Origin of the sequence: Streptomyces avidinii, from assembly GCF_014650695.1 — a bacterium.
GTDB classification, from domain to species: domain Bacteria; phylum Actinomycetota; class Actinomycetes; order Streptomycetales; family Streptomycetaceae; genus Streptomyces; species Streptomyces avidinii.
In genome coordinates this window covers 188,611-202,730 of the sequence record NZ_BMVL01000010.1, presented here as the reverse complement: position 1 = coordinate 202,730, position 14,120 = coordinate 188,611, and the positions used below count along the sequence as shown (strand labels likewise).

Below are 14,120 nucleotides of genomic sequence, written 5' to 3'. Positions count from 1 at the left end.
TCAGTGGACGACGGGGCCCAGGTGCCACCCGCCGGAGCGGCGCGGGGTGGGCGGCAGGCCGCCCGACCGCTGGCGGGGGAGCCACACCAGCCGGGTGGCGACGGCCCGCAGCTGCCGGTCGATGCGCCGGTCCCGCAGGATCCCGTACAGGCCGGGTCCGATCAGCAGGGCGGCGAAGGCGAGGACGACGAGGTAACTCACGAAGGTGGTCATACCTCTACTGTCCGCCTGATCGCCCATGATCGACAGTGGCAGTACTGTCACGGAAGACCGAATTACTGCCACACTGCTCTCATGCTGAAAAACGTGGCCGTGGCCCTCGTCGACGGAGTCGCCCCCTTCGAGCTGGGGATCTTCTGCGAGGTGTTCGGAATCGATCGCAGTGACATGGGCGTACCGGTGTACGACTTCGCCGTGTGCGCGGCGGAGGAGGGGCCGCTGACCGTGGGCGGGGGCGCCTTCGCGATCACGCCCGCGCACGGGCCGGACCGACTGGAGGAGGCCGACCTGATCTGCCTGCCCGCCGCGGGCGACGCCGACCGGCGCATCTACCCCGAGCCGCTGCTCGCGGCCCTGCGCCGGGCCGTGGACCGCGGTGCGCGGGTCCTGAGCGTGTGCAGCGGGGCGTACGTCCTCGGCGCGGCCGGGCTGCTGGACGGCCGCCGGTGCACCACGCACTGGATGCACGCCGGGGCCCTGGCCCGCCGCTTCCCGCGGGCGGTCGTCGACCCGGACGTGCTCTACGTGGACGAGGGCCCGGTGATCACCGCCGCCGGCACGGCCTCGGGCATCGACGCGTGCCTGCACGTGGTCCGCCAGGAGCACGGGGCCGAGGTGGCCAACATCATCGCGCGCCGGATGGTCGTCCCGCCGCACCGCGACGGCGGGCAGGCCCAGTTCATCCAGCGGCCGCTGGCGCGCACGGCCTGCGACACGGTGGGCGAGGTGATCGAGTGGATGGCCCGCCACCTGGACGAGGAGATCACCGTCGAGCAGCTCGCGGAGCGCGCGCACATGTCCCCGCGGACCTTCGCCCGCCGCTTCCTCCAGGAGACCGGCACCACCCCGTACAAGTGGGTGCTGCGCCAGCGGGTCCTGCTGGCGCAGGAGCTGCTGGAGTCGACCGGCGACACGGTGGACGCGATCGCCGGCCGCTGCGGCTTCGGCAACGCGGCCGCCCTGCGCCACCACTTCCTGCGGACCCTGGGCACCACGCCGAACTCGTTCCGGCGCACCTTCCGGGGCCCGCAGGCCGCCTAGACCGTCACGGCCGGTCGGGCGTGGGGGAGACGGTCGGGCGGTGGGGACGTCAGGCGTTGGGGACGGTCTCGTAGCGCGGGGTGCCCTCTTCCATCTGCCGCAGGGCGTCCTTGCGGTCCCGCTTCGAGAGGCGGTCGATGTAGAGGTAGCCGTACAGGTGGTCGGTCTCGTGCTGGAGGCAGCGGGCGAAGTAGCCGGTGCCGCGCACCTTGATCGGGTTGCCCTGCGCGTCCTGGCCCTCGACCTCGGCGTAGTCCGGGCGGGCCAGCGAGGCGTACGCCGTCGGGACCGACAGGCAGCCCTCGTTCGAGTCGTCCAGCACCCGTGCGGCGGCCGGCAGCTCGATCAGCTTCGGGTTGACCACGACACCCGTGTGCCGGTTGCCGTCGTCGTCCGGGCAGTCGTAGACGAAGACCTTGGCGTCCACGCCGATCTGGTTCGCGGCAAGGCCCACGCCCTCGGCGGCCTTCTGGCTCGCGAACATGTCGTCGATCAGCTGCGCCAGCTCGTCGCCGAACTCGGTGACGTCCTTGCACTCCCGGTGCAGGACCGGGTTGCCGACCACGGTGATCGGACGGGCCGTGCCGCGCTGACGGTGGGCGAGCTCGCGCGCCTCACAGTCCTCGGTGTCCACGACGTACCCGTCGTTCACGCTCTCGACAACCTCGTTCTCCTGCTGCGACATGTCCGCCGTACGCCTTCCGTAAGTCCCGGTCACCGATGGTCGTCGTGGCCATCGATGTGCCCGTACAGCCTACGGCCCCGGGTCAGCAGACTTCTTCGAGATCCCGCCACTCGCGGGTGCCCGGGCTGTCCGCGACCCAGCCGTCGAGCAGCCCGCGCACCAGACCGGCCGGTGCCGCGATCCCGCATTCGCGCTCGGGGACCCACAGGGACCCGGAGCCCGCCGTACGGTGCCCGAGCGGTCCGGGGTGCCCCGGCTCGCTGTGGTCGTGCGGATCGAGGTGCTCGCCGTCGCCCTCGTCGCTCGGCATCTCGCTCTCCGAGCAGGTCCGGCACAGCAGCCGCACCGACGAGGACCAGTCCTCGGCGGCGAACCCGGCGTCCGAGGCCAGCTGCTCCAGCGCGTCGCGGTCCGCCTCGGTGGCCGCCTCCAGCAGCACCACCCAGGTGGGCACGGGCGACGGCGCCCACAGCTCGATCTCGTCGAACACGGGGTACGAGGGTCCGGCCGCGGTCACCCGCTCGCCGTGCGGGACGCCGTCGTGGAGCACCACCTCGCCCCAGCGCCGCCCCGAGGACGGCAGCGGGATCGACAGGACCTCCAGCCGGGCAGGGTCCAGCCGGCGGCCCCAGACCACTTCGGCCTCGCCCTCGGGCGAGAGCCGCACGGCGGCGCTGCCGAGCTCCATGCCGACCGGTTCGCCCGCCCCTGCCGCGTCCCCGGGCACCTTCAGCCCGTACGCCTGCCAGGCCCGCCGGGCCAGCGGCCAGTCCTGCAGCGCGGTGGCGGCGATCCCCACGTTCCACCAGTCCGGGGCGCCGGTCTCCCGGTCCAGCAGGGCCACGGCGCGCAGCCCGGCGGCCCGCGCCTGTTCCCAGTCGTGCCGGAACTTGTGCAGCAGCGCCAGATTGAACCAGGACTCGGACAGCCAGGGCTCCAGGTCCGCGGCTCTGGTCAGGAGCGCGCCCGCGTCCTCGTACCGCCCGTCGCCGATCAGCGTGAACGCGCGGTCGGTGGCCTGCCGCCACGAGGCGGAGGGCCGATGCCGTACCTTCCCGAAGATCCTCACGATTCCCGCCTGCCGGTCCAACGGTGCAGCCTTGCGGACACTCCTACGGTCCCTCTCACTGGCATCCAACCATGCCCACTCGGACGGCCGCTCATTACCCATGGGTTACCCAGGTGGGACGGGCACCACTCTGTCACGTCCGCCCCTGGCCAGAACCCTTGCCAGGCACTCCACGACCTCCGGCTGGTAATCGTGCCCGGTGCCCAGGCGGAGCCGCTCCAGGGCGGCCAGTGAGCCGCCCGGGTGACGGCTCCCGCCGACCAGATCGTCGTACGCATTCACCGTACGCACGATCCGGGCCGATGTGGGCTGGTCCCGGTACGGATCAGCCTGCCGTTCCACGACCACGGCGACCTCGGCCGGCACCCCGGTCTGCCGGGCGACCTCCCCGCCCAGCTCGGCGATCCGGCGGGCCTCGGCGCCGGGCAGCCCGGCCGTGGCCCCGTCCGGGACCGGGTCGACGAGGGAGAGCTGCCCGATGTCGTGCATGAGGGCGGCGTACTCCAGCACCGTGAGCTCCCGCTCCGACAGGCCCAGCTCGCGCCCGACGGCGCAGCTCAGGGCGGCCACCCGGCGGGAGTGGCCCGGCCGGGTGCAGCCGGCGATCTCGGTGGCACGGGCCAGGGAGGTGATGGTCTGGCGGTAGGTGGTCCGGATCGCGGTGATCCGGTGGAAGGACAGCTGGGTGAGCAGCAGGGGAACGCTGAAGACGGGCAGGGCCCACAGGCCCGCGACGGCCGCGCCGAGCGCCATCACGACCCCGGTGGCGCAGATCGCCGAGCCGATGCCGAGCTGCGCGCGCAGTTCGTCGCGCAGCAGGGGCCCGTACGGCCGGCCCGTCGCCGCCCCGGCCGGCGCCGCGGCGAGCACGGCGTCGCACAGGGCGGTGAGGCCCAGCAGGAGGAGCAGGAAGACGACGAGGTAGGGGCCCTGACCGACCCGTTCCTCCAGTCGGCCGGAGTTGTAGAGCGGCTGGAAACAGACGGCTGCGAAGGCGACGGTGAGCACTCGGCGGGACAGGTGGTCGACGGCCGGCCCGCGACCCCGGGCGATGTGCGGGACCATCCCGGCGAGGGCGGCCGCGACGGCGACCGCGACGATCTGGAGCACCCCGTGGTGGGTGGGCTGCCCGGCGTTCTGGCCGAGCAGGGCGTAGGCCAGGGCCCCGGCGGAGCCGAGCGGTGCGGGGTGGCGGCCCGGCGGGTCCTGGCGGTCGCGCCGGGCCAGCTCCCCGATGGTGATCAGCGCGCCGAAGGCCAGGGCTGCGCCGGGCTCGGCGACGCCGTTCCACAGGGTGTGGGCGAGGCCTGCGACGGTGAGCACGGCCGCGGCCCCCCGCACCGTCCACACGGCCGGCGTCGCCCTCATGCGCCCGCCCCGGTGCCGTCGGCATCACGGCGGCCCGCCCCCTGCCGCGTCCGGCCCACGGGCACACCGGGGCGCTCCGGCTCCGGACCGGGCTCCGGCGTCGCCTCGTCCCCCGCGGGGGCGGCCCTCGCCGGGATCACCTGGAGGTCCTCGTCCGAGGTCACCACCGGGTGCCAGCCGGTCCGGCCGATCGCTTCGACCAGTGCCCGTACCATCGCCGGGTCGAAGTGCGCCCCCGCGCACCGTTCCAGCTCGGCCAGGGCGACCGGCACCGGCCGGGCCCGGCTGTACGAGCGGGTCGAGGTCATCGCGTCGAAGGCGTCGGCCACCGCCACCACGCGGGCCAGTACCGGGATCTGCTCGCCGGTCAGCCCGTACGGGTAGCCGGAGCCGTCGACTTTCTCGTGGTGGTGCAGGATCGCGGACCGGGCCTCCCCCAGGAAGCCGATGCCGCGCACCATCTCGTGCCCGTACTCGGGGTGCAGCTCGATGATCCGGCGCTCCTGCGGGGTGAGCGGCCCGTCCTTGCGCAGCAGCCGGGTGGGGACGCCGAGTTTGCCGACGTCGTGCAGGATCCCGGCGATGCGCACCGTCTCCAGCCGGTCCTCGGTCATGCCCAGCTCGCGGGCGATCATCGTGGAGGCCTGGCCCACCCGCTCGCTGTGGCCGCGCGTGTAGCGGTCCTTGATGTCGACGGCGTGGACGAGCGCGCGGATGGTGGCCCGGTGGGCGCCGCGCTCGCGGTGGTACTGGGCGAAGAGCCAGCAGGAGATGTACATCGGCAGCAGGACGAGCAGCGCGGCCGGGAGCCCGTACGGGCTGCGCCACATCACGGCCATCATCAGTCCGGCGAGGCCGTGGACGCAGTGCGGGGCGAGGGACCGGGTCGCGAGACCGCTCCAGGCGGTGGCGGCGGGCCGGCGTTCGGCGAGGGCCAGGATGCCGCCGTCCAGGGCGGTGAGCACGAGGCTGAAGGCGACGGCGGCGACGGCCGCGGGAAGCAGTACGTAGGGGAAGTCGGCGAGCGCCGCGGGAGGCCCGGACCCGGCGGCGGGCCCGCCGCCGAGCGCGGCCGGGCCGCGCAGCAGCCCGTACGCCTGCCCCGCGACCCAGGCGGCCGTCGCCTGCTGCGCGGCGTGCCACACCCGGCGCACCCCCGCGGGCCGCTGGACGACGGTCCCCGCGAAGGCGCCGGGCAGGGCCACGAGCGCGGCGGCTGCGGGCGGCAGCAGGAAGACGCCGGCGAGCACCACGGGGAGGAAGGAGCCGATGCCTTCGGGCACCCGGCTGCCCGGCAGCGGGCAGAACCTGAGCAGTTCGCAGCCGAGGTAGAGAACGGCCAGCACGGCCACGGCCGCCCACGGCGTACCGGAATCCGTGAGGGCGGGCGTGACGCACGCGGCGGCCACGAGGACGGCGCACAGGATGTAGGCGCGCGCCCCCGGCGGAAGTGCCCGCATGGCGCTCTCCTCCCCTGTGCCGTGCACACCGGGTGCCGAATCGAACCAGCACCGATTGGGGAGAATAGGTGGGGCCCGGAGCGCGGCGGGCCATTTTTCCGCATTGGGCCATGCGGACGCCCCCGGATTAGCACATTCGGGTGAATGGACTGCCCTTCCGGGGGCGGTTGTTCAATCTCCGGGCCGGTTACCGATCACCGATCGCCAATACCGGATACCGACGCGGGTCAGCCGGGAGCAGGATTGTCGGCGGTGACGTCGTGGTCGGGCACCGCCTGACCGGACCTGATCAGCTCGATCCGGCCCATGACCTTCGACCGCAGGTCGGTCGGCACGTCGTCCGACCCGCAGCAGCGCTTCACCAGCTTCTTCACGGCCTGTTCCAGGCCGTACTTCTCCAGACAGGGATTGCACTCGCCGAAGTGCGTCTCGAACTTCGTGCAGTCACTGTCCGGCATCTCCTGATCGAGAAACTCGTACAGGTGATCCAGGACCTCAGAGCACTCTGTCTCGTGCGGCTCTCCGCAGCTCATGAGCCCGAGCCTTTCCGGTCGTTCGACTCTCCCGCGCCCGCGGGAACCAGCCCGCGCTCACGGGCGTAGTCCTCCAGCATTCCGCGGAGTTGACGGCGGCCACGGTGCAGTCGGGACATGACCGTACCGATGGGTGTACCCATGATGTCCGCGATCTCCTTGTACGCAAAGCCCTCTACGTCGGCAAGGTAGACCGCGATGCGGAACTCCTCCGGAATGGCCTGCAGCGCTTCCTTCACATCCGAATCGGGCAGGTGGTCGAGCGCCTGCGACTCGGCGGAACGCAGTCCGGTCGACATGTGCGACTCGGCGCGCGCCAGCTGCCAGTCCTCGATCTCCTCCGCGGCGCTGCGCTGGGGCTCACGCTGCTTCTTGCGGTAGGAGTTGATGAAGGTGTTGGTCAGAATGCGGTACAGCCACGCCTTCAGGTTGGTGCCCTCGCGGAACTGGTGGAAGGACGCGTATGCCTTCGCGTACGTCTCCTGGACCAGGTCCTCGGCGTCGGCCGGATTGCGCGTCATGCGCAGCGCGGCCGAGTACATCTGGTCGAGGTAGCCGAGGGCGTCCCGTTCGAAGCGCGCATTGCGCTCCAGGGTCGTCTCCTCCGCGTGGCCTTCGTCGGTCCCAGCGACAGGACCCACCTCCTCCGACAGCGTGGCGGCTCCGAAAGCGGATCCGCTCGAATCGGAGAATAGTCGACCTTCCCGGCCCTCCGCCGCCCGAAGCGAGCTGCGCTTGGGCGCGGGCAGCACGGTCCAGTCCAGGTCAGCGGCCTGCCGACGGTTCTGGCTGATGACCTGGGTCATGCGCTCCCTCTCCTCCGACGAGTTCCCGTACGTTCCGACATCCGAGACAACAGAGGGGGCGGGCAGGGCATTCCCGGGCGCCCGGCGCGTTTTCGGCTCGCTCCGGGTGCCGGGCGGGCGCCCTCACACGGGGAGCCGCCCGAGCCACTCAGCCACCGCTTCGGTGATCGTCAGGAGGGCGTCCTCCTGGGTGGTGTCCGCCTTCTTCGGCACCGCGAAGCCGTGGTCCCCGTACGCGACCTCCACGAGCTCGTACGGGTCCTGCCCGCCCGGCTCCGGGAACTCCTCGGGCCGCCCGAAGGGGTCCCGGCCGCCCTGGACCACCAGGGTCGGCCGGCCGGCCCCGGTGAGCTCCCCGGCGCGGGACTTCTCCGGCCGGCCCGGCGGGTGCAGCGGGAACGCCAGTGCCAGCACCCCGGCGGCGCCCAGCTCGGCCGCGGTCCGGCAGGCCACCCGGGCCCCGGCGCTGCGCCCGCCCGCGACCACCGGCAGCCCGGGCTCCGTGAGCGCCGGCCACAGCCCGCGCCACCCCTCGTCCAGCACCTTGGGCGCGGCGGCGACCTTCTTCCCGGCGACCCGCCAGGGCTGTTCGACCAGGGCCACGGTGATCCCGCGGGCGGGCAGGGCGGCGGCCAGCGCCTGGAGGTCGCGGGCCTCGATGCCACCGCCGGCACCGTGACTCACGGCGAGCACGAGCTTCGGCTTCGGCTTCACCGCCCGGTGCCAGGTGATGCGGGCCTCGCCCGCCGTGGTGTCGACACTCTCGGTACGCGTGGTCATGCGTCCCATCCTGCCGGGCGGGATCGGGAGAGACGGTCTAGAAGAGGGTGGCCTCCTCCGGCGCGGCGAGCTCCGTCAGCAGCTCGGGGCCGTTGTTGCGCACGCTGCTCACGGCCGTGGACACCGGGTAGGCGCGCATCAGCCCGCCCGGTGGCGGTGCCAGCAGGTCCCGCAGGGAGCCCTCGGTGTCGGTGTTCGCGGGGTCCAGCCAGGCGTCCCAGCGGTCCGGGGTCAGCATCAGCGGCATCCGCGGGTGGATCTCGGAGAGCGAGCGCGGGCCCTCGGCGGGGGCCACGCCCAGGGGGGTGGTCTCGGCCTCGGTGGTGATCACGGAGCAGGTGACCCACCAGGCGAGCGGGTGCTCGTCGGGCAGGGTCCGGTCGCGCCAGAACTCGTAGATCCCGGCCATGGCGAAGACGGAGCCGTCGGACGGGAGCACGAAGTAGGGCTGCTTGCGGGTCCGTTTCTTCTTCCCCTCCACCTCCAGCTGCCGCTCGTCGTGGGCGGTGACCCACTCGTAGTAGCCGTCGGCGGGGACGATGCAGCGGCGCTGCGCGAAGGCCCGGCGGAAGGAGGGCTTCTCGTGCAGGGTCTCGGACCGGGCGTTGATCATCCGGGCGGCGCCGTCGGGGTTCTGGGCCCAGGAGGGGACCAGCCCCCATTTCAGGACGCGCAGCTGGCGAACCGGACGGGAGTGCGAAGCGTCTTTGAGGGGACGGTCGAGGACCACGTGGACCTCCTTCGTCGGCGCCACGTTGAAGTCGGGGGCCAGGGCCTCCTCCGGCTCCCACTTCTCGATGCCGAAGGCCTCCACGAGGTCCTCGGGCCTACGACTCGCCGCATACCGTCCACACATGGCTGTCACACTGCCATGCCGCCCCCAGCTACCGCTGGGTGGTGCCCCCGGAACACCACCGCAAGGAGTCCGCCACCTTATGGACAGCAGCACGACGGCCGGCCTGTGGGACCGACTCACGGGCATACAGGCCGTGCCCGACCGGTGGCTGGTGATCGCGACGGGTCTGGTCGCCCTGGCAGCGGTGGGACCCCGCCCGCTGTGGCGGCTGTCACGCAACGCGATCACCATCGCGCACGAGGGCGGGCACGGCCTGCTGGCGCTGCTGACCGGGCGGCGCCTGAGCGGGATACGGCTGCACTCCGACACCAGCGGGGTCACCGTGAGCCGGGGGCGGCCGACCGGGCTCGGGATGATCCTGACCGCCGCGGGCGGGTACACGGCGCCCTCGCTGCTCGGGCTGGGCGGCGCGGCGCTGCTGTCCGCGCACCGGATCACCCTGCTGCTGTGGGTGGCCACCGCCCTGCTGCTGGCGATGCTGGTGATGATCCGGAACGCCTACGGGGCACTCACGGTGGTACTGACCGGCGGAACCTTCCTGCTGGTGTCCTGGCTGACCCCGGCCGAGGTGCAGGCCGCCTTTGTGTACCTGGTCGTGTGGTTCCTGCTGCTCGGCGGGGTCCGGCCGGTGTTCGAGCTGGGTGCCAAGCGCCGGGGCGGCGGGGCACCCGACTCCGACGCCGACCAGCTCGGCCGGCTCACGCACCTGCACCCGGTGGTGTGGCTGCTCTTCTTCCACGTGGTCGCTCTGAGCTCGCTGATCGGCGGCGGCCGCTGGCTGCTCGACCTGTGACCGCTCCCTGAGACGGGACCGGGATCAAGATCTGGGGTCGGGGGAAGCCACTAAAGTGGGGGCCATGACCGAGACCCCCGCGCTCCCTGCCCTCTGGCCCGCTCCGCTCGCCGATGGGACCGTCCACGCCACCGTCACGGTGCCGGGCTCCAAATCGGTCACCAACCGGGCCCTCGTGCTCGCCGCGCTCGCCTCCGAGCCCGGCTGGGTGCGCCGCCCGCTGCGCTCGCGCGACTCCCGGCTGATGTCCGACGCGCTGCGCGCGATGGGCGTCGGCATCGAGGAGACCGTCTCCTCCAGCTCCGCCGGTTCCCTCAACGGCGCAGTGGGCGGCGAGGCCTGGCGGGTCATCCCCGCGGCCCTCCACGGCCCGACGACCGTGGACGTCGGCAACGCGGGCACGGTCATGCGCTTCCTGCCGCCCGTCGCCACCCTCGCCGACGGTGACATCCGCTTCGACGGCGACCCGCGCTCCTACGAGCGCCCGCTCGGCCAGGTCATCAGCGCCCTGCGCACCCTCGGTGCCCGTATCGACGACGACGGCCGGGGCGCGCTGCCCATGACCGTCCTGGGCGGCGGGGCCCTGGAGGGCGGCACGGTCGAGATCGACGCCAGCAACTCCTCCCAGTTCGTCTCCGCGCTGCTGCTCTCCGCCCCGCGTTTCAACCAGGGCGTCGAGGTCCGGCACGTGGGCGGCAACCTGCCGTCGATGCCGCACATCCGGATGACCGTGGAGATGCTGCGCGCGGCGGGCGCCCAGGTCGACACCCCCGAGGCGGGCGGCGAGAAGAACGTCTGGCGGGTCACCCCCGGCGCGCTGCTGGGCCGCGACATGGTCGTCGAGCCGGACCTCTCCAACGCGCAGCCCTTCCTGGCCGCGGCCCTGATCGCCGGTGGCACGGTCACCGTCCCGGACTGGCCGCGCCGCACCACGCAGCCCGGTGACGCACTGCGCCGGATCTTCACGGAGATGGGCGGCTCCTGCGAGCTGACCGACGCGGGCCTGGTCTTCACCGGCACCGGCAAGATCCACGGCATCGACGTGGACCTGAGCGAGGTCGGCGAGCTCACCCCGGGCATCGCGGCGGTGGCGGCCCTGGCCGACTCCGAGTCGGTGCTGCGCGGTGTCGCGCACCTGCGGCTGCACGAGACCGACCGGCTGGCCGCCCTGACCAAGGAGATCAACGCGCTCGGCGGCGATGTCACCGAGACCGCCGACGGTCTGCACATCCGGCCGCGCCGGATGCACGGCGGCGTGTTCCACACGTACGACGACCACCGGATGGCCACCGCGGGCGCGGTGATCGGCCTGGCGGTGAAGGGCGTGCAGATCGAGAACGTGGCGACGACCGCGAAGACCCTGCCGGACTTCCCGGCGATGTGGGCGGACATGCTCGCCGGGGACGTCGGCGGGGCCGGGGCACCCGGAGCGGGTGCGGGAGCGTAGGGCCCGTCATGCGCAGGTACGGCAAGCACACCGACGAGGACGACATCCGCCAGCGCCCCAACCCCAAGGGCAACCGGCCGCGGACCAGCATCCGGCCCAAGCACGAGGACGCGGCCGAGGGCTTCGTCCTCACCGTGGACCGCGGACGGCTGACCTGCCTGGTCGAGGACCGCACGGTGCACGCCATGAAGGCCCGCGAACTGGGCCGCAAGGCTGCGGTGGTCGGTGACCGGGTCTGGATCGTCGGTGATCTGTCCGGCAAGAAGGACACGCTGGCCCGCATCGTGCGGATCGAGGAGCGCAGGTCCGTCCTGCGGCGCACCGCCGACGACGACGACCCGTACGAGCGGGTGGTCGTCGCCAACGCCGACCAGCTGGCCATCGTCACGGCCCTGGCCGATCCGGAGCCGCGGCCCCGGATGATCGACCGCTGCCTGGTGGCGGCGTACGACGCGGGGCTGGAACCGCTGCTGGTCCTCACCAAGTCGGACCTGACCTCCGCGGACAAGATCCTGGAGATCTACTCGACGCTCGGCGTGAACTACGTGGTGACCAATCGCGAGGAACTGGCCACGGGTGACGCGGCCGACCGGGTGCGCGAGCGGCTCGACGGCCGGATCACCGCCTTCGTCGGGCACTCGGGCGTCGGCAAGACCACCCTGGTGAACTCGCTCGTCGCAAAGGGCCGCCAGCGCGCCACCGGGCACGTCAACGCGGTCACCGGCCGCGGCCGGCACACCACCACCTCGGCGCTGGCACTGCCGCTGCCGAGCGGTGACGGCTGGGTCATCGACACCCCGGGTGTGCGCTCCTTCGGCCTGCACCACGTGGACCCGTCCCGGGTGATCCTGGCCTTCCCGGACCTGGTGCCGGGGACCGAGGAGTGCCCGCGCGCGTGCAGCCACGACGAGCCCGACTGCGCGCTCGACAAGTGGGTGGAGGACGGCCACGCGGACCCGGCGCGGCTGTACTCGCTGCGGCGGCTGCTGGAGACGCGCGAACGCCGCGAGGGCGACTGACCGTCCGGGCGGGGCTCGGCCGCGTTTGTCGAGGGCCCTGTCTGGATAAATGCATAATCGCACCAAGTGACGGAATGTCACGTGACGCGGGGAGGCATTCGACATGGCGTGGCTGCTGGTCGTGGTCGCGGGACTCCTGGAGACCGGTTTCGCGGTCTGCCTCAAGCTCTCCCACGGGTTCACCCGGCTGTGGCCGACCGTCGCCTTCGCGTGCTTCGCGCTCGGCAGCTTCGGTCTGCTGACGCTGGCGCTCAAGAAGCTGGACGTGGGCCCGGCGTACGCGGTGTGGACGGGCATCGGGGCCGCCGGGACGGCGATCTACGGCATGGTCTTCCTCGGCGACCTGGTCTCCACCCTCAAACTCGTCTCGATCTCGCTGGTCATCCTGGGCGTCATCGGGCTCCAGCTGTCCGGCTCTGCGCACTGAGCCCACCGAGCATCCTGCGCAGCTCGCCCGGCCCCGGCTCCTCCCCCGGAGCGATCACGTAGGAGAGGGCGAGGCGCACGGCGAGCTCGCAGCGCTGCGGGTCCTCCCCCGGCGTCAGTGCGGCGGCCGCCCGGTCCCGGACGGCCCGTGCCAGCTCACCGGGTCCGGGCGCCCGGCCGCCCGCCGCGGGCAGGCCCGCGTCCCAGGCTCCGGTGAGCAGGGCCCGTACGAGGGGCTGCGCGCGGGCCGCCCGTACCGTCCACTCCGCGACGGCGACGAGCCGCTCGGTGGCCCGGGCCGGGGTGGACAGGGCCCGGTCCACCCCGTCGAGGTAGCGGTCGGCCTCACGGCGGACCAGGGCGCGGCCGAGGCCCGCCTTGCCGCCGAACTCGTTGTAGAGGGTCTGCCGGGACACCCCGGCGGCGGCGGCCACGTCGACCATGCGCACGTCCGGCCAGGGGCGCGCCGAGAGCGCCGCTCCCGCCGCCTCCAGCAAGGACTCCCGGGCTGCCGGCATCCGCGCCTCCCCGTTCGGCTCTCTCCGGCCAGAGTTGACGGGTCGCCAGATCCTGTCAAGGGCGCATCGGGGCCGCACCGTGGACAGCGTTGGTCGGGGTCCGGGAGTCTCGATACTGTTCGGACATGCCCGAGTATGACGATGACCTGCGCCTTGCCCTCGATCTCGCCGACGCGGCGGACGCCGCCACGATGGAGCGGTTCCGCGCCCTCGACCTGCAGGTCGAGACGAAGCCGGACATGACCCCGGTGAGCGAGGCCGACAAGGCCGCCGAGGAGATCATCCGGGCCGGCATCACGGCCGCCCGGCCCGACGACGCCATCCTGGGCGAGGAGTACGGGCTCAAGGGCAGCGGTCCGCGCCGCTGGGTGGTGGACCCGATCGACGGCACGAAGAACTACGTGCGCGGGGTGCCCGTCTGGGCGACGCTGATCTCCCTGATGGCCGAGGGCGAGGACGGCGAGTTCCGCCCCGTGGTCGGGGTGGTGTCCGCGCCGGCTCTGGGCCGCCGCTGGTGGGCGACCAGCGGCGGGGGCGCGTACGCGGGCGGCGCGCTCGGCGCGACCACGGCCATCGGCGTGTCCAAGGTGGCCGGACTGGGTGACGCCTCGTTCGCCTACTCCTCGCTGAGCGGCTGGGAGGAGCGGGGCCGGCTCGCCGGGTTCCTGGACCTGACGCGCGCGTGCTGGCGCACCCGTGGCTACGGCGACTTCTGGCCGTACATGATGGTCGCCGAGGGCTCCCTGGACCTGTGCGCGGAGCCGGAGCTCAACCTGTGGGACATGGCGGCCATCGCGGTCGTGGTCCAGGAGGCGGGCGGCCGCTTCACCAGCCTGGACGGAGTCGACGGGGTGCACGGCGGGAACGCCGCCGCCTCGAACGGACTGCTCCACGAGGAGATGCTGGGCCTGTTGCGCCCGCGCGCCTGAGTGCGCCGCGCGCTGCTCACGCTCCGCCCCGCGCCTTCTTGTCGGCCCTCCGGGTCCGTGGGAATCTGATACTCCCCACGCTTGTGCGCTTGTGAAGCATTTCACTGGAGGCCTGCTGCCCCAGGGCTACTCGGCGCACCCACCCGGGCGGGGGGACTCACCCCAGGAGGT

16 protein-coding genes are annotated in these 14,120 nt (G+C 72.9%); 6 read left to right on the top strand and 10 right to left on the bottom strand.

Annotation, left to right across the window (positions count from 1 at the left end; translation table 11 throughout):
• A complete protein-coding gene (locus tag IE257_RS25625) occupies nucleotides 1-213 on the bottom strand; it encodes a hypothetical protein (protein ID WP_189972277.1) in 213 nt (70 codons plus the stop codon).
• 81 nt (nucleotides 214-294) lie between these two features.
• Between IE257_RS25625 and IE257_RS25620 the strand changes: the two genes are divergently transcribed.
• Nucleotides 295-1,260: a helix-turn-helix domain-containing protein gene (locus tag IE257_RS25620; protein ID WP_189972276.1), complete on the top strand. Its 966-nt coding sequence runs from the start codon at nucleotides 295-297 to the stop codon at nucleotides 1,258-1,260.
• 49 nt (nucleotides 1,261-1,309) lie between these two features.
• On the opposite strand, the gene def is transcribed toward IE257_RS25620, so the two are convergent.
• The 8 genes from def to IE257_RS25580 all read right to left on the bottom strand — a co-directional run bounded on the left by def (nucleotide 1,310) and on the right by IE257_RS25580 (nucleotide 8,817).
• Nucleotides 1,310-1,945 (bottom strand): peptide deformylase, encoded by a 636-nt coding sequence (gene def / locus IE257_RS25615; RefSeq protein ID WP_030385958.1) that lies wholly within the window; start codon nucleotides 1,943-1,945, stop codon nucleotides 1,310-1,312.
• Between the two features lie 82 nt (nucleotides 1,946-2,027).
• A complete protein-coding gene (locus IE257_RS25610; protein WP_030385957.1) occupies nucleotides 2,028-3,014 on the bottom strand; it encodes a tetratricopeptide repeat protein in 987 nt (328 codons plus the stop codon).
• Nucleotides 3,015-3,119: 105 nt separating this feature from the next.
• A complete protein-coding gene (locus IE257_RS25605) occupies nucleotides 3,120-4,382 on the bottom strand; it encodes an HD-GYP domain-containing protein (RefSeq protein ID WP_189972275.1) in 1,263 nt (420 codons plus the stop codon).
• On the bottom strand, nucleotides 4,379-5,842 hold the full coding sequence (locus tag IE257_RS25600; RefSeq protein WP_189972274.1) for an HD-GYP domain-containing protein: 1,464 nt from the start codon (nucleotides 5,840-5,842) through the stop codon (nucleotides 4,379-4,381). The genes IE257_RS25605 and IE257_RS25600 overlap by 4 nt, the downstream gene beginning before the upstream one ends.
• Nucleotides 5,843-6,069: 227 nt before the next feature.
• On the bottom strand, nucleotides 6,070-6,375 hold the full coding sequence (gene rsrA / locus IE257_RS25595) for a mycothiol system anti-sigma-R factor (RefSeq protein WP_030012982.1): 306 nt from the start codon (nucleotides 6,373-6,375) through the stop codon (nucleotides 6,070-6,072).
• Nucleotides 6,372-7,016, bottom strand: coding sequence for a sigma-70 family RNA polymerase sigma factor (locus IE257_RS25590; protein ID WP_030385954.1), 645 nt, complete (start codon nucleotides 7,014-7,016; stop codon nucleotides 6,372-6,374). The genes rsrA and IE257_RS25590 overlap by 4 nt, the downstream gene beginning before the upstream one ends.
• A 288-nt stretch (nucleotides 7,017-7,304) precedes the next feature.
• The gene (locus IE257_RS25585; protein ID WP_189972273.1) at nucleotides 7,305-7,961 is read right to left on the bottom strand and encodes an alpha/beta hydrolase family protein; all 657 of its coding nucleotides are present in this window, start codon (nucleotides 7,959-7,961) and stop codon (nucleotides 7,305-7,307) included.
• Between the two features lie 37 nt (nucleotides 7,962-7,998).
• Nucleotides 7,999-8,817: an SOS response-associated peptidase gene (locus IE257_RS25580; protein WP_189972272.1), complete on the bottom strand. Its 819-nt coding sequence runs from the start codon at nucleotides 8,815-8,817 to the stop codon at nucleotides 7,999-8,001.
• A 79-nt stretch (nucleotides 8,818-8,896) separates the two neighbouring features.
• Here IE257_RS25580 and IE257_RS25575 point away from each other — a divergent pair, with 79 nt between their 5' ends.
• The 4 genes from IE257_RS25575 (at nucleotide 8,897) to IE257_RS25560 (ending at nucleotide 12,503) form a co-directional block, all read left to right on the top strand.
• Complete coding sequence (locus IE257_RS25575; protein WP_189972271.1) at nucleotides 8,897-9,610, top strand: M50 family metallopeptidase; 714 nt, start codon at nucleotides 8,897-8,899, stop codon at nucleotides 9,608-9,610.
• A 64-nt stretch (nucleotides 9,611-9,674) separates the two neighbouring features.
• Nucleotides 9,675-11,057, top strand: coding sequence for a 3-phosphoshikimate 1-carboxyvinyltransferase (aroA, locus tag IE257_RS25570; RefSeq protein ID WP_189972270.1), 1,383 nt, complete (start codon nucleotides 9,675-9,677; stop codon nucleotides 11,055-11,057).
• A gap of 8 nt (nucleotides 11,058-11,065) precedes the next feature.
• Entirely contained in the window at nucleotides 11,066-12,076 is a 1,011-nt protein-coding gene (gene rsgA / locus IE257_RS25565; RefSeq protein ID WP_189972269.1) for a ribosome small subunit-dependent GTPase A, read from the top strand.
• Nucleotides 12,077-12,179: 103 nt separating this feature from the next.
• Nucleotides 12,180-12,503 (top strand): DMT family transporter, encoded by a 324-nt coding sequence (locus tag IE257_RS25560; protein ID WP_030011402.1) that lies wholly within the window; start codon nucleotides 12,180-12,182, stop codon nucleotides 12,501-12,503.
• Here the strand turns inward: IE257_RS25560 and IE257_RS25555 are convergent.
• Nucleotides 12,469-13,020 carry a TetR/AcrR family transcriptional regulator gene (locus tag IE257_RS25555; protein ID WP_189972268.1) on the bottom strand — a complete coding sequence of 184 codons (552 nt, stop codon included), beginning with the start codon at nucleotides 13,018-13,020 and terminating at the stop codon, nucleotides 12,469-12,471. The genes IE257_RS25560 and IE257_RS25555 overlap by 35 nt on opposite strands.
• Nucleotides 13,021-13,145: 125 nt before the next feature.
• On the opposite strand from IE257_RS25555, the gene hisN reads away from it, so the two are divergent.
• Nucleotides 13,146-13,949: a histidinol-phosphatase gene (gene hisN, locus IE257_RS25550; protein ID WP_189972267.1), complete on the top strand. Its 804-nt coding sequence runs from the start codon at nucleotides 13,146-13,148 to the stop codon at nucleotides 13,947-13,949.
• Nucleotides 13,950-14,120: the final 171 nt, after the last annotated feature.

Excerpts from the sequence above, each read along its gene's own strand:
- def (WP_030385958.1), bottom strand. The coding sequence starts at position 1,945 with ATGTCGCAGCAGGAGAACGAGGTTGTCGAGAGCGTGAACGACGGGTAC.
- IE257_RS25555 (WP_189972268.1), bottom strand. The coding sequence starts at position 13,020 with ATGCCGGCAGCCCGGGAGTCCTTGCTGGAGGCGGCGGGAGCGGCGCTC.
- IE257_RS25625 (WP_189972277.1), bottom strand. The coding sequence starts at position 213 with ATGACCACCTTCGTGAGTTACCTCGTCGTCCTCGCCTTCGCCGCCCTG.
- IE257_RS25560 (WP_030011402.1), top strand. The coding sequence starts at position 12,180 with ATGGCGTGGCTGCTGGTCGTGGTCGCGGGACTCCTGGAGACCGGTTTC.
- IE257_RS25580 (WP_189972272.1), bottom strand. The coding sequence starts at position 8,817 with ATGTGTGGACGGTATGCGGCGAGTCGTAGGCCCGAGGACCTCGTGGAG.
- IE257_RS25620 (WP_189972276.1), top strand. The coding sequence starts at position 295 with ATGCTGAAAAACGTGGCCGTGGCCCTCGTCGACGGAGTCGCCCCCTTC.
- rsrA (WP_030012982.1), bottom strand. The coding sequence starts at position 6,375 with ATGAGCTGCGGAGAGCCGCACGAGACAGAGTGCTCTGAGGTCCTGGAT.
- aroA (WP_189972270.1), top strand. The coding sequence starts at position 9,675 with ATGACCGAGACCCCCGCGCTCCCTGCCCTCTGGCCCGCTCCGCTCGCC.
- IE257_RS25575 (WP_189972271.1), top strand. The coding sequence starts at position 8,897 with ATGGACAGCAGCACGACGGCCGGCCTGTGGGACCGACTCACGGGCATA.
- hisN (WP_189972267.1), top strand. The coding sequence starts at position 13,146 with ATGCCCGAGTATGACGATGACCTGCGCCTTGCCCTCGATCTCGCCGAC.
- IE257_RS25600 (WP_189972274.1), bottom strand. The coding sequence starts at position 5,842 with ATGCGGGCACTTCCGCCGGGGGCGCGCGCCTACATCCTGTGCGCCGTC.
- rsgA (WP_189972269.1), top strand. The coding sequence starts at position 11,066 with ATGCGCAGGTACGGCAAGCACACCGACGAGGACGACATCCGCCAGCGC.
- IE257_RS25585 (WP_189972273.1), bottom strand. The coding sequence starts at position 7,961 with ATGACCACGCGTACCGAGAGTGTCGACACCACGGCGGGCGAGGCCCGC.
- IE257_RS25605 (WP_189972275.1), bottom strand. The coding sequence starts at position 4,382 with ATGAGGGCGACGCCGGCCGTGTGGACGGTGCGGGGGGCCGCGGCCGTG.